The sequence below is a fragment of the Solibacillus sp. FSL K6-1523 genome (assembly GCF_038005225.1).
Lineage (GTDB): Bacteria > Bacillota > Bacilli > Bacillales_A > Planococcaceae > Solibacillus.
The window spans coordinates 3,798,273-3,813,118 of record NZ_JBBOSU010000001.1 but is presented as its reverse complement, the minus strand read 5'-3'; the positions used below and the strand labels follow the sequence as shown (position 1 = coordinate 3,813,118).

General features: G+C 36.7%; 14 protein-coding genes. 13 read left to right on the top strand and 1 reads right to left on the bottom strand.

Annotated features, from left to right (window positions below; genetic code table 11):
• Positions 1-107 precede the first annotated feature (107 nt).
• Genes recX through MHI10_RS18400 form a run of 3 tightly spaced genes read left to right on the top strand, consistent with a single transcriptional unit; the run spans position 108 to position 1,510 of the window.
• On the top strand, positions 108-917 hold the full coding sequence (gene recX, locus MHI10_RS18410) for a recombination regulator RecX (protein WP_340787999.1): 810 nt from the start codon (positions 108-110) through the stop codon (positions 915-917).
• A complete protein-coding gene (locus MHI10_RS18405; RefSeq protein WP_340787996.1) occupies positions 910-1,239 on the top strand; it encodes a YfhH family protein in 330 nt (109 codons plus the stop codon). Before recX ends, MHI10_RS18405 begins: the two co-directional genes overlap by 8 nt.
• Before the next feature lies 1 nt (position 1,240).
• Complete coding sequence (locus tag MHI10_RS18400) at positions 1,241-1,510, top strand: YfhJ family protein (RefSeq protein ID WP_340787994.1); 270 nt, start codon at positions 1,241-1,243, stop codon at positions 1,508-1,510.
• Between the two features lie 95 nt (positions 1,511-1,605).
• Here the strand turns inward: MHI10_RS18400 and MHI10_RS18395 are convergent, their stop codons facing one another.
• Entirely contained in the window at positions 1,606-2,595 is a 990-nt protein-coding gene (locus MHI10_RS18395; protein WP_340787992.1) for a metal-dependent hydrolase, read from the bottom strand.
• Between the two features lie 114 nt (positions 2,596-2,709).
• Here MHI10_RS18395 and mutY point away from each other — a divergent pair, with 114 nt between their 5' ends.
• From mutY to MHI10_RS18345, 10 genes are all read left to right on the top strand, one after another.
• Positions 2,710-3,765: an A/G-specific adenine glycosylase gene (gene mutY, locus MHI10_RS18390; protein ID WP_340787990.1), complete on the top strand. Its 1,056-nt coding sequence runs from the start codon at positions 2,710-2,712 to the stop codon at positions 3,763-3,765.
• 97 nt (positions 3,766-3,862) lie between these two features.
• Complete coding sequence (locus tag MHI10_RS18385; protein ID WP_340787988.1) at positions 3,863-4,039, top strand: hypothetical protein; 177 nt, start codon at positions 3,863-3,865, stop codon at positions 4,037-4,039.
• 225 nt (positions 4,040-4,264) lie between these two features.
• Positions 4,265-4,813 carry a nucleoside tri-diphosphate phosphatase gene (gene ntdP / locus MHI10_RS18380; RefSeq protein ID WP_340787986.1) on the top strand — a complete coding sequence of 183 codons (549 nt, stop codon included), beginning with the start codon at positions 4,265-4,267 and terminating at the stop codon, positions 4,811-4,813.
• A gap of 157 nt (positions 4,814-4,970) precedes the next feature.
• On the top strand, positions 4,971-6,716 hold the full coding sequence (locus tag MHI10_RS18375) for an ABC transporter ATP-binding protein (protein WP_340787984.1): 1,746 nt from the start codon (positions 4,971-4,973) through the stop codon (positions 6,714-6,716).
• A 341-nt stretch (positions 6,717-7,057) separates the two neighbouring features.
• Positions 7,058-8,047, top strand: coding sequence for an ABC transporter ATP-binding protein (locus MHI10_RS18370; protein ID WP_340787982.1), 990 nt, complete (start codon positions 7,058-7,060; stop codon positions 8,045-8,047).
• Entirely contained in the window at positions 8,044-9,018 is a 975-nt protein-coding gene (locus MHI10_RS18365) for an ABC transporter ATP-binding protein (RefSeq protein ID WP_340787980.1), read from the top strand. Before MHI10_RS18370 ends, MHI10_RS18365 begins: the two co-directional genes overlap by 4 nt.
• Before the next feature lie 39 nt (positions 9,019-9,057).
• On the top strand, positions 9,058-10,662 hold the full coding sequence (locus MHI10_RS18360) for an ABC transporter substrate-binding protein (RefSeq protein ID WP_340787977.1): 1,605 nt from the start codon (positions 9,058-9,060) through the stop codon (positions 10,660-10,662).
• Positions 10,663-10,860: 198 nt separating this feature from the next.
• Positions 10,861-11,865: an ABC transporter permease gene (locus MHI10_RS18355; RefSeq protein WP_340787974.1), complete on the top strand. Its 1,005-nt coding sequence runs from the start codon at positions 10,861-10,863 to the stop codon at positions 11,863-11,865.
• Between the two features lie 14 nt (positions 11,866-11,879).
• Positions 11,880-12,764 carry an ABC transporter permease gene (locus tag MHI10_RS18350; RefSeq protein ID WP_340787972.1) on the top strand — a complete coding sequence of 295 codons (885 nt, stop codon included), beginning with the start codon at positions 11,880-11,882 and terminating at the stop codon, positions 12,762-12,764.
• Between the two features lie 365 nt (positions 12,765-13,129).
• Positions 13,130-14,776, top strand: a complete 1,647-nt coding sequence (locus tag MHI10_RS18345) for an ABC transporter substrate-binding protein (RefSeq protein ID WP_340787969.1) — start codon at positions 13,130-13,132, stop codon at positions 14,774-14,776.
• The last annotated feature ends 70 nt before the right edge of the window (positions 14,777-14,846 follow it).

Sequence of the window (14,846 nt, the reverse complement as noted above, 5' to 3'; positions counted from 1 at the left end):
CATCATTTATTTTTAGTATACCGTTCAAGAAAGTTTAAGTAAAAAGATGTATACTAAATTGGAATGCATCCATTATGTTAGTAAAAAAGCTGAAATGAGGTGTTCCGGTGCAAACAATTACAAAGATTGGTCGCCAAAAACATAATCCAGAACGCTATAATATTTATTTAAACGAACAGTATACTTTTGCTGTTGATGAGAACACGCTTATCAAATTTGGCTTGCAAAAAGGTAAAATACTTGAGCAGTTAGAAATAGATGAAATACAATATGAAGATGAAATCGCTAAGGCGTTTAATAAAGGATTGAACTTTTTAAGTTATCAAATGCGCAGTGAACATGAAGTGCGCACTAAATTATTAACAGCTGGGCACGGTGAAGCAGTCGTTCAAGAAGCGTTACATAAATTGACGAAGCTGGGCTTTTTAGATGATGCCAGTTATTCCAAGGCATTACTAGAAACGCGCAAAAGAACGGCAAAAAAGGGACCAGCTGCAATTCGTCAAGATTTAATAAAAAAAGGCATTGATAAAAACTTACAGCAACAAGTGCTTGCAACATTTGAGCATGAAGAACAAATAAAGTTAGCAATGGAATTAGCTGAAAAAGCTGTGCGTACAAACAGCAATAAAACACCAGTACAAATAAAGCAAAAGATACAAGATATGTTGCTACGAAAAGGCTATTCCTATACAGTAGTAACGGAAATATTAGAACAGATGAGTTTCGAGCGTGCAGAAGATGAGTGGGAAAATTTAATAGGAAATCAAGGCGACAAAATATGGCGCAAATTTTCTTCTAAATTTACTGGGTATGAGCTGCATAATAAAGTAAAGCAAGCACTTTACCAAAAAGGATTTCCAGTAGAAATGATCAATCAATTTATCGAGCAAAAGGAGCAAGAACAACATGAATGAATTAAACTATAACTCAATGACCGAGCAAGAATTACGCCAAGAAATTGCAAATATCCGTGAAAAATCGCGTAAAGCAGAGCAACTAGGCATTGTAAATGAATTTGCAGTATACGAGCGTAAAGCATTAATGGCAGAAGCTTACTTAGTAGATTTAGATACGATTATTCCAGGAGAGATGTACCGCATTACAGGTTCACCGGGAGAGTTTTTCCAAGTGGATTATTTAAAAGGGCGTTTCGCATGGGGACATCGTTTAGGAAGCGATCGTTATGAAGAAGCGTTACCAGTATCCATTTTACAACCAATGAAAGTAGGAAAATAAATTGGAGAACACAATCGAAAAGCTAACACAGGAATTATTAGCGAAAAATCCTGAAATGCCAACAGGGCGCGCAAAAGTTTGGATTGAGTTATTGTGGAGTGATTTTGAAGCAACTTCAGCTAAAGCTGGCTATAATTATCGCGGCACAGAATATACGGAAAATCTAGTGCGTCAATTAATTACAAGCTACGGTGACAAACTGCATTTATTTGCGGGGCGTAATCCAAAATATGCGCATTTATTAGATAGTAGCGAAGACACGTTAAATTAAAATAAAACCTCCTTGAATTTTATAATTTCAAGGAGGTTTGTTTGTCCGTAAAACAAGATTAGAAATTTGTACGCAATGATGCTACGAGGAACGGATCATTCATTACCTGCGCCGATTTGTAATTTTTTTTGAAGTTTATCTTCAGTAAAAATCCAACCCGTGTAGGAATTAACGATTGCTAATTGTTCATCCAAATGCGCAACTGCAACAAATGGATAGCGATCATTGCTTCGATAGCGTAAATCGATGAGGCGCAATTCAGTTAACCCATTTTCAAGCTCTGAAATTTCCCAACGATGTAGCGGAGAAAATGATAAAAAAGCAGCCATATTCGGGTCTTTCAACGCGGTTTCGACAAGCTCTGTTTTAGGAATCGGATGAATTTCAAATTTATCATAAATATTGACGGTTCTTCGATAAGCACGTCCAACATAATAATGTGTTTTTGATTTTGCAGCAATTCGCCAGTGGAAAAAGCGCATTGTAGGTGCAATGATAACAAAATCCTCATCTTGTATTGCATGATGAACGGCTTGTTTTATCGCCTTTTGTACAGCGAAGCGCAAAATGTAATAACCAATAATTATGACATACATGATGATAAAAGTGATGACTGGATTTGCACCGAGGACCCATAGTAAAATACCGATGCAATGAATAGTAAAAATGAACGGATCGAATGTATTAATTACACCTAGTGCGACCCATTTTCTCGAAAATGGTCGAAGTGCTTGTGTGCCATAAGCATTGAAAATATCAACAAAAACATGAAGGAATACAGCAAGTTGTGTCCATATCCATAGGTGTAATACATTGGCTTCGGGCATAATTAACGCTAAAATAGCGGTAATTAAAATAGGCCATAGGAAAACAGCGGGAATCGAATGTGTGATTCCACGGTGATGACGAATATAGGTCGCATTATTTCGAAGTTTTAAAACTGTATCAATATCCGGAGCTTGTGAGCCGATAATTGTACCTATGATTACTGCGGTAAATGTAACTGGGTGACTTGCTACGACGGGATCGGCAAGTGCCAAGCCACCTAAAGCAATTCCCATAACGAAATGTGTGCCTGAATCCAAATTAATCATCTCCTCGTTAGTGGAACCGTTAAGGAACGGAAATATTTTACAAAATGCTTATTATAATAATATACCCTTTTTTAATAAAATAAAATCGAATTTTTGGAGGAAACAGTGAATTATCAATATACGAAACAATTTCGACAATCTTTAGTAGCTTGGTTTAAGAAAGAACATCGCGATTTACCTTGGCGACATACTACTGAACCTTATAAAATTTGGGTTTCTGAAGTAATGCTCCAACAAACGAGAGTGGATACAGTTATTCCGTATTATGATCGTTTTATGGACAAGTATCCAACAGCTGAAAGTTTAGCGTATGCACCTGAAGATGAACTTTTAAAAATGTGGGAAGGGCTTGGTTATTATTCGCGCGCTCGAAATTTGCAAGCGGGTGTCCGTGAAGTAGTAGAAGTGTACGGTGGACAAGTTCCAAATAATCGCGTCGATATTTCAAAGTTAAAAGGTGTGGGACCTTATACAGCAGGTGCCATATTAAGTATTGCCTACGGGAAGCCAGAACATGCAGTGGATGGAAATGTCATGCGAGTGCTAAGCCGTGTTTTAAATATTGATGCGGATATTTCGTTGCCAAAAACGAAAAAAGTATTTGAAGAAGCGGTCATGAAACTAATTGATGTAGAAAATACATCGGCCTTTAACCAAGGATTGATGGAGCTCGGCGCATTAATTTGCACACCCACTTCACCGAAATGCTTACTTTGCCCTGTAAGAGATTATTGCACCGCTTTTCATGAAGGAGATCCGACAAGTTTACCGGTGAAAACGAAAAAAGTGAAAACGAAAGATTTACATTACGATGTATTTGTCGTGCGAGATAGCGAAGGGCGATTTTTAATGGAGAAACGCGATGAAAGTGGCTTGCTCGCTAACATGTGGCAATTCATTATGATTGAACGTGATGCCAATGCGGTTAGCTTAACAAAGGTAGCTGAACAATATGAATTAAATTTAGATGCGGTTTTAATTCCGTTAATTAGCTTTAAACATATATTTTCTCATTTAAAATGGAATGTTGAAAGTTATTTAGTGGATGCAAAAGAGATTACGGGGCAGTTACCTGCAAATGTAGCCTTTTTTACAAAGGAGCAAATTGCTGATTTACCAATGCCTGTGCCAATGTTAAAAATTTGGGAGAAGTTAAAATAGAAGGATTTTTTGAGCGTTCCACATCAGTATTACCAATAACAGACATGCATATTTCAATCTACCTCAGACCACAATAATAAGCATGGAGGTGATATTGATGAAGAAAAATCAAAACAACCCATTTCAAAAAGGACAACAAACGAACAAACAACAAAATAATGGAGAGGAATTTGGTCAGGAACAAGATTTAAATCAATTATTACAACAAACTCAAAAACAACAGACTGAGCAGCGTAATAAGCAATTTACGAAACAAAATAACAACAAATTCTAATTTATTTTGTACTAACTAAAACTATAAAGTGTTAAAAAGTGATTATTCTGGAGAAAGTACATTCAAGTGAATGTGCTTTTTTCCCATTTAAAATATGCAAAAGGAATCTTTTTCCTCACAATTACGGAAATGATGATAATCTAACTATAAGTTTTGTCAAACCATTGTTATAATGACATAAAGACTGCTAGAATTTTTATCTTAGACGAAAAGGTGGGGCTTCAAATGGCATTACCAATAGAAGGAGAAACGATACAAATACATAGCTATAAACATAACGGTAATATCCACCGTGTCTGGCAAGAAACGATGGTTTTAAAGGCGACCAAAAATATTATTATTGGGGCAAATGAAAAAACGCTTGTTACCGAATCGGATGGACGTACATGGCTGACACGTGAACCATCCATCTGCTATTTCCATGCAGAGCACTGGTTTAATATTATTTGTATGCTTCGAGATGATGGGGTTTATTACTATTGTAATATTAGTTCTCCGTTTGTATTTGATAATAATTGTTTAAAGTATATTGATTATGATCTTGATGTCAAAGTATTTCCCGACATGAGCCATGCATTGTTAGATGAGGATGAATATGAACAGCATAAAAAGGAAATGAACTATCCAGAAGTAATTGATAAAATTTTAAAGAGAAATGTAAAAACGTTAATTAGTTGGATTGAACAGCGCCGTGGACCATTCGCGCCGGACTTTATACAAGTTTGGACAAACCGTTACGAACTACTTAGTGAAATTCAAGCAAATAAAGAATAACGAAAACATAAGTAAACGGTGTGATTAAATCTGTTTGCTTATGTTTTTTGATTTGAAAAAATGTGAATACTTCATATAAGGGTGAAAACTCAATTCAACTATATGTTTGTGATAAGATAGGGAATGTCGCAAATTTTGAAGGGATGTGTTTTTTGAATTGGACAGTATTAAACGGTATATGCGCTTCGTAAAGCCGTATAAATTTCTACTCTTTTTAACAATAATTATTGGGATTATTAAATTTACAATTCCATTATTTTTACCTTGGCTATTACAAATTGTATTAGACGATATTTTATTAAATGATACTTTATCAAAAGATGAAAAAACATCGCAACTATTTACATGGATTGGAATCGGGTTGGCGTTGTTCTTCGTTATTCGCCCGCCAATCGAGTATTACCGCCAATATTTTGCCCAAAATTTAAGTAATAATATTTTGTTTGATATTCGTAAAGAGCTTTATGGGCATTTACAGAAGCTCAGCTTAAAATATTATGCCAATACGCGCGCGGGAGAGGTCATCTCACGTGTTATCAACGATGTTGAGCAAACGAAAAACTTTGTTATGACAGGTTTGATGAATTTATGGCTAGACCTTGTCACGATTATTATTGTTGTAGCAATCATGTTTAAAATGGATGTGAAGCTGACACTTGTTTCACTTATTGCATTACCGTTTTACATGATTAGTGTAAAGTATTTCTTCGGTAAGTTACGTAGCTTAACGGGTGCACGTTCGCAAGCATTAGCAGGTGTACAAAGTTATTTGCACGAGCGCGTTGCAGGAATGAGTATTATTAAAAGTTTTACTTTGGAAAAGCATGAGCAGAAAATTTTTGATGAAACAAATGGAGAATTTTTAAATAAGGCGCTAGATCATTCGCGTTGGAACGCAAAATCTTTTGCAGTAGTTAATACGATTACCGATATGGCACCATTAATTATTATTGGTTATGCAGGTTATCAGTATTTAAATGATGGTCTAACAATCGGTGTTATGGTGGCGTTTTATGCTTATATTGACCGACTTTACGGGCCACTGCGTCGATTAGTTAGCTCATCGACAGTATTAACACAGTCAATTGCTTCGATGGACCGGATGTTTGAATTAATGGATGAAAAATACGATGTTCAAAACAAGGACAATGCAATTGAATTGCCAAAAGTACAAGGGAAGTTACAATTTGAAAATGTAACGTTTAAATATGAAAAAAATGGCAACACAATATTGAATAACGTGGATTTCACGATTGAACCAGGACAAACAGTGGCGTTCGTTGGTATGAGTGGCGGTGGTAAATCGACTATTGTCAGCTTAATTCCACGCTTCTATGATGTTGTAGAGGGTGCGGTGAAAATTGATGATTTGGATGTTCGAGATGTGACAACATCATCTTTACGCGCACAAATCGGAATTGTTTTACAGGATAATATTTTATTTAGTGATTCTGTAAAGCAAAATATTTTAATGGGGAACCCAACTGCATCGGACGAACAAATTATTGCCGCTGCAAAAGCTGCCAATGCTCATGAGTTTATTATGAATTTGCCTGAAGGATATGATACGAAAGTGGGCGAGCGCGGCGTCAAGCTGTCTGGTGGTCAAAAGCAACGTGTCGCGATTGCACGAGTATTCTTAAAAGATCCGCCAATCCTAGTATTAGATGAAGCGACTTCTGCACTTGATTTAGAAAGTGAAGCGTTAATCCAAGATTCGCTTGACCGACTTGCAAGTGACCGTACAACGATTGTCATTGCACACCGCTTGTCGACAATTACGCATGCAGATAAAATTTTCGTTATTGAACATGGGGAAGTTGTAGAGTCAGGCAATCACGAACAGTTAATGAATCAGAACGGTGCCTACTATAATTTATTCCAAGTGCAAAAATTAAATTAGATAAAAGATGCAAGTCGCGGCTTTTTAGTAATAGTTTAATGTATTGAAGCAAAAATTGAATTTATCTAGATAAATTCACATCATTTTGAATTTGAAATGATGTGCTTTTTCTTGTTAAAAAGAAATCAATTTCTCTTAAAATGTATGCTAGAATAGTATTCGGAAAATTCCGAATACTATAATTTTATAACTTTTTGATATTTAAAGTGTACAAAATCATATTTTTGCTATTGTTCTGAAAATTAAATGAATAATATTTTTTAGAATATTGTATATTGTTAGACTATGGTTTATTATAAGGTCTATTCGAAATTCGTTATTCAGAAAATAGGGGGAGCAAGATGACACGTAAAGTACTTCTTGATGTGAAAGGTTTAGAAACAACTTTCTTCACAGATGACGGCGCAGTTATAGCTGTAGATAATATACATTTTGATGTTCATGAAGGTGAAATTCTTGGCATCGTAGGGGAATCTGGATGTGGTAAAAGTGTAACATCACTGTCCATCATGGGGTTAGTGCCAAGCCCACCAGGAAAAATTACGAACGGAGAAATACTGTTAGAAGGCAAGGACTTAACAAAATTAACGGATAAACAAATGCGTGCTGTTCGTGGTAAAGACGTTGCGATGATCTTCCAAGAGCCAATGACATCGTTAAATCCATTGTTTACAATAGGGAATCAACTAATAGAAGCGATTCGTATACATAATAAATCTTGGTCAAAAAAGCAAGCTGTAGCAAGAGCGATTGAAATTATGAAGTTAGTAGGTTTACCTCGTTCGGAAGAGCTAATTAATGAATATCCTCATCAACTCTCTGGTGGGATGCGTCAACGTGTCATGATTGCGATGGCATTAGTATGTGATCCGAAAGTACTTATTGCGGATGAACCTACAACAGCATTAGATGTAACGATTCAAGCGCAAATTTTAAAGCTAATGAAGGATTTAAATGAGCGTTTAAATACAGCCATTTTATTAATTACGCATGATTTAGGTGTGGTAGCAGAAACGTGTGAACGTGTAGTTGTTATGTATGCAGGGCAAGTTGTTGAAGAGGCGCCCGTAAAAGAGATTTTCAAAAATCCACAGCATCCATATACACAAGGTTTAATACAATCCGTTCCAGATATGCGCTATAAAAAAGATAGTTTATTTTCGATTCCTGGTAATGTTCCGAAACCAGGCTCCATTAAAACCGGGTGTAGATTTGCTGCTCGTTGTCAGTATGCAACAGATCGTTGTATGGAGGAAACACCAGCGTTATTTGAACTATCGAGTACACATAAATCTCGTTGCTTCTTAGTAGAGGAGGGTATCAAACAATGAGTAAAGTACTATTAAAAGTTGATAATTTAAAAAAGTATTTCCCGATTCGATCAGGTATGTTTGCACGTGTGACAGGGCATGTAAAGGCTGTTGATGATGTTTCGTTTGAAGTATTTGAAGGTGAAACATTAGGAATCGTTGGTGAATCAGGTTGTGGGAAGTCAACAACGGGACGTACATTAATGCGCTTAACTGAACCAACTGAAGGGAAAATTGAATTTGATGGTACGGACTTAACGAGTTTATCCAACGAGGACATGCGGAAAATTCGTCGTGAAATTCAAATGGTGTTTCAAGACCCATATGCTTCACTTAATCCCCGCCATACAATTGCTAAAATTTTGGAAGAACCATTAATTGTACACGGCATGGGGGATGCTACTGAACGCAAGAAAAAAGTAATGGAATACTTAAAAATTGTTGGATTAAGTGAATATCACGCACAACGTTACCCGCACCAATTTAGTGGTGGTCAACGCCAACGTATAGGTATTGCTCGCGCGCTTATGACAAATCCAAAATTAATAATTGCGGATGAACCTGTATCTGCATTAGATGTATCCATTCAAGCGCAAGTATTAAATTTAATGAAACAGCTACAGGAAGATTTAAAGTTAACGTATATTTTCATTGCTCATGATTTAGGGGTTGTGCGTCATATTAGCGATCGGGTAGGAGTAATGTATTTAGGTCGAATGGTAGAACTTGCAACGAGCGAATCATTGTACGATAAACCGTTGCACCCATATACACAAGCATTACTTTCGGCTGTACCTATTCCGGATCCAGAATTCCAAGGGGAGCAAATGTTGCTGACTGGAGATATTCCAAGTCCATCCAATCCACCTACTGGCTGTACATTCCATACACGCTGTCCATTTGCTACGGAAGAGTGTAAACAAAAAGCACCTGTACTAAGAGAAATTAAACGAGGTCACTCAGTTGCTTGTCATTTATATAATGAACAGTAACGTTTGATATAAATACATAAGAAGAGAGGAAGTAAAGGTATGAAGAACAAATTTTGGTCACTCGGATTTATGCTAGTACTAGTAATTTCAGTTTTAGCAGCATGTGGCAGTAACAGTGATTCAGGTTCATCTGATAAAAATTCAGGTGACGGCGAATCGAAAGAAAAAGAACAAGTATTAGTATTTGGCCGGGGAGCAGACTCTGTAGGACTTGATCCAGCAGTAATTGTTGACGGTGAGTCAATCAAAGTAACACAAAACATTTATGAAACTTTATTAAATTTCAATGAAGAAGATACATCCGTTCAACCTGGTTTAGCAAAAGAATGGGCGGTTTCTGAAGACGGTTTAACTTACACGTTTACGTTAGAAGAAGGTATTAAGTTCCATGATGGTACAGACTTTAACGGAGAAGCAGTAGTGAAAAACTTTGAACGTTGGGGCTCGGGCGAAGAAGACGAGTTCTATTACTACACTTCAATGTTTAAAGCAGAGGGCGAAAACATTATCGCTAAAGTAGAAGCTCCAGACGAAAAAACAGTTGTATTTACATTATCACGCCCACAAGCGCCATTCTTAAAAAATATTGCAATGGCACTTTTCGGTATCGCTTCACCAACTGCATTTGAAGCAGCAGGTGATAAATTTGGTGAAAATCCAGTAGGTACAGGTCCATTTAAATTTGTAGAATGGAAACGTAACAACTCAATTACGCTTGAAAAGAATGAAAACTACTGGAAAGAAGGATTACCAAAACTAGATAAAGTAATTTTCCGTTCAATTCCAGATAACTCAGCACGTTTAAATGATTTAGTATCAGGTGCAATCGATTTAGCAGATGGAATTAACCCATCTGATGGTTTACAAATTGAAAATAACGCTGCTTTACAATTAATCGAACGTCCATCAATGAACATTGGTTACTTAGGTTTAACAGTAACTCGTGCACCATTTGATAACAAATTAGTACGTCAAGCAGTAAACCATGCAATTGATAAACAAGCGATTGTTGATGCATTCTACGATGGTCGTGCTGATGTAGCAATCAACCCAATGCCATCTTCAATTTCAGGTTACAACGATGAAGTAAAAGACTATGATTACAATCCAGAAAAAGCAAAAGAATTATTAGCTGAAGCTGGTTATGACGGTAAAGAAATTGAACTATGGGCAATGCCAGTACCACGTCCATACATGCCAGACGGAGCAAAAGTTGCTGAAGTTATTCAAAAGAACTTAGCAGACGTTGGTATGAAATCGAAAATCGTTACATTTGAATGGGCTACTTATTTAGAAAAAGCTTCACAAGGTGAGGCAGATGCATTTATGTTAGGTTGGACTGGTGATAATGGTGACCCAGACAACTTCCTATATGCATTACTTGACCGCGATACAATTGGTTCAAATAACTATTCTTACTACGACAACCCAGAAGTGCATGACTTATTAATCAAAGCACAATCGGAAGTTGATGAAGCAAAACGCGTAGAACTTTACAAACAAGCACAAGTAATTATTAAAGACGATGCGCCGTGGGTACCATTAGCACACTCAACACCATTACTTGGTGCTTCTACATCTGTAAAGGGTTATGTACCACACCCAACAGGTTCTGAATCTTTAGAAAACGTTTCAATGGAATAGGATCTTTAAAGAGGAAGGGGAGGTTTCTTGCCTATCCTTCCCTCTTTCTTTATAAACTAAGTTATTCATAAGGCACACTCAAAATAGAATCAAATTCTACATAGGTGTATAAATTTGTTGATGAAGTTAGTTAACAAAACTTCAAAGTACTAAGCAGAAGTAGCTATTTCGAAAATGATTAATGGAGAGGTGAAGACAATGCTTCACTACATAGGGAAAAGGCTTTTACACTTAATTCCGGTATTACTTGGGATGACGTTTGTTGTTTTCTTAATTATTCGTGCGATTCCGGGCGACCCGGCACAGGTAATTTTAGGGCAACAAGCAACTCAAGAGGCGATGGCCGCATTACGTGCAAAATTAGGTCTAGACAATCCTTGGTATGTGCAATATTTTGATTATTTAAAAGGTCTTCTTACAGGAGATTTAGGTGAGTCTTTAAGAACAGCGCAACCAATTTCGAGCGAGGTTTGGCCGTATTTAGCTGCGACATTCGAACTTGCAATTTTTGCAATGATTTTAGCAGTCATTATCGGTATGAACGCGGGGATTATTTCAGCTTGGTTCCAAAATTCTTGGTTTGACTATGTGGCAATGATTATCGCTTTAATCGGTGTTTCAATGCCTATCTTCTGGCTTGGATTATTGGAACAATGGGTTTTTAGTATTAACTTAGGCTGGCTTCCAACTTCAGGACGTGAAGAAGTTCGCGACCCAATAAATGCGATTACACATTTTTACTTAATTGATACGCTTATTCAAGGGCGTTTTGATCAATTTGTTGTAGCGTTTAAGCATTTAATTTTACCAGGTATAGCACTAGCAACAATACCAACTGCTATTATTGCACGTATGACACGTTCTTCAATGCTTGAAGTAATGCGCTCTGATTATGTTCGTACAGCTCGTGCAAAAGGGCAAAAAATGTTTATTGTTATTTATAAGCATGCACTGAAAAATGCATTAATTCCAGTATTAACAATTATCGGTTTACAGCTAGGAATGCTTTTAGGTGGAGCGATTTTAACAGAAACAATTTTCAGTTGGCCAGGAATCGGTCGTTATATTTATGAGGCGATCGGCTATCGTGACTATCCAGTAATTCAGTCGGGTATTCTAATCGTTGCGTTCATATTCGTAATGATCAATTTAATTGTTGATATATTATACACGGTTATTGATTCAAGAATTAAATACAACTAGAAAGGGGGATCAACATGTCTGAACTAGCATCAAAGCAAATCGTTGCACAGGAAAAAGTTGCAGGTCCATGGAAAGAGGCTTGGCGGAGCTTTAAGAAAAGTAAAGCGGCTCTTTTCGGATTAGCGATTGTTACGTTCTTTATTATACTAGCGTTTATTGGTCCTCTAGTTGCACCATCTGGAATGAATGACCAATTATTATCAAACAAATTACAGCCACCATCCGCAGAACATTGGTTTGGAACGGATGATTTAGGACGCGATATTTTTTCGCGAATTTTATATGGGGCTCGCATTTCATTAACAGTTGGTTTTTCAGCAGTATTACTATCAGCTATAATGGGAAGTTTCCTAGGTATTATTGCGGGTTACTATGGTCGTTGGATTGATACAATCATTTCAAGAATTTTTGATATTATGCTCGCATTCCCAAGTATTTTACTTGCGATTGCAGTTGTGTCGATTTTAGGACCATCACTTCAAAATGCATTAATTGCGATTGCCATCATTAACGTACCTACATTTGGTCGGTTAATCCGTTCTCGTGTATTGATGATTAAACAAGAAGAGTATATTGTAGCGGCGAGAGCAATTGGTATGAAAAACTCACGCATATTGTGGAAACATATTTTACCAAACTCTATGACACCGGTTATTGTACAAGGTACATTAGCGATTGCTACAGCTATTATTGAAGCTGCTGCATTAGGGTTTTTAGGGTTAGGTGCAGTTGCGCCACAAGCAGAGTGGGGAAAAATGTTAGCTGATGCACGCGTTTACTTTATTAGCGCACCATGGGCAATGATTTTCCCAGGGATATCTATTATGTTAACGGTTATTGGCTTTAACTTAATGGGAGACGGTTTACGTGATGCCCTCGATCCGAAAATGAAAAACTAATTGAATTTAAAATAGCCTTCGATTGATTGCAATTAATCGAAGGCTATTTTTTATTTTGAAATTTAGTTAAAAGGTGAATAATCGATCGATAAAGAGACTTGCGAAAGATAAAACTTGTAAAATATAGAAATATATTATAATCTAAAATAAAATTAGAATTTTCAGATATTATGAAGATGGGAAGCTTGAGTCGAAATTCCGAGCTGCCGAACTTTTACATTTCATATGCGTTGTCCACATACGGTGGAACAGTGTGAAAAAGTTGTCCCAAAACTATAAGAAGTTAAGTGAGGTCATTATGTAGCGTAGCATTTATATAATGAGGCGCCGCAATGATAATAGGACAAAACATAGGGGGAATTTTATTGAAGAAAGGGAAATTGTATTTTTTAGGACTTATGTTGCTTTTAGCAATGTCAGTATTTTTAGTTGCGTGTAATTCAGATGACGCAACTTCTCCAAATGAAGATAAAAATGGAACAAATACGGATGGCAGTACGGATAGCGCTACAAAAGAAGAAGCAAGCCCTTCAATACCTCAAGATTTAGTATTTGGTCGTGGAGCAGACTCCGTATCACTTGACCCAGGTATTGTAACGGATGGGGAGTCGTTTAAAGTAACTCAAAATTTATTTGAAACATTAATTAATTTTGGAGAACAGGATACAACAATTAACCCAGGTCTTGCAAAATCTTGGGAAATTAGTGACGATGGTTTAACTTATACATTTGAATTACAAGAAGGTGTAAAGTTCCATGATGGCACAGACTTTAATGCAGAAGCTATAATAAAAAATATTAATCGCTGGAAAGCAGGAAAAGAAGAGGATTTCTACTACTTTAACTCTATGTTTAAAGTAGAAGGTGAAGATATTATTAAAGATGTTGTGGCACAAGGTGATTATACTGCAGTATTCACACTTTCTCGCACACAAGCTCCATTCTTAAAAAACTTAGCGATGAGCCCATTCGGTATTGCATCACCAACAGCATTCGAAGCAACAGGAGATAAGTTTGGTGATCAACCAGTTGGTACAGGGCCATTTAAATTTACAGAATGGAAACGAAATGACTCCATTACAATCGAAAAATTTGAAGACTATTGGCAAGAAGGTTTACCAAAATTAAATAAAGTAATTTTCCGCTCGATGCCAGATAACTCCGCTCGCTTAAATGCATTAATTGTTGGAGAAATCGATTTAGCGGACGGGATTAACCCTTCAGATGGTAAGACAGTTGAAGGGAATGCGGATTTACAATTAATTGAACGTCCATCGATGAATATTGGCTATTTAGGCTTAACAAATACGCGCGCCCCATTTGATAATAAGCTTGTACGACAAGCGGTGAACTATGCAATTGATAAACAAGGAATTGTTGATGCATTTTTTGAAGGACGTGCAGAAGTTGCAGTAAACCCGATGCCTTCATCAATTAGCGGTTATAATGATGCGATTACTGGTTATCCGTACGATCCAGAAAAGGCAAAAGCATTATTAAAAGAAGCGGGTTATGATGGCAAAGAAATTGAACTTTGGGCAATGCCAGTACCACGTCCATACATGCCAGATGGTGCTAAAGTTGCTGAAGTTATTCAAAAGAATTTAGAAGATATTGGAATGAAATCGAAAATCGTTACTTTTGAATGGGCAACGTATTTAGATAAAGCGAAAGACGGTGAGGCAGATGCGTTTATGCTTGGTTGGACAGGCGATAACGGAGATGCAGATAACTTTATTTACACATTATTAGATGAAGACAATATTGGAAGTAATAACTACGCGTACTATAAGAATGATGAAGTACATGATTTATTAATTAAAGCGCAATCTGAAACAGATGAAAATGTACGAAATGATTTATACAAAAAGGCGCAAGAAATTATTCACGATGATGCCCCGTGGGTACCACTTGCACATTCAACGCCATTACTTGGTGCAAAATCGGGTGTGAAAGGCTTCAAACCACATCCAACTGGCTCGGACAAATTATTAAACGTATCAATGGAGTAAGTTTTATAAAAAGGTGAAGGAAATGCTTCGTTAGAAATTAAAAAGATGGTGGAACGTTGAAAATAAAAAG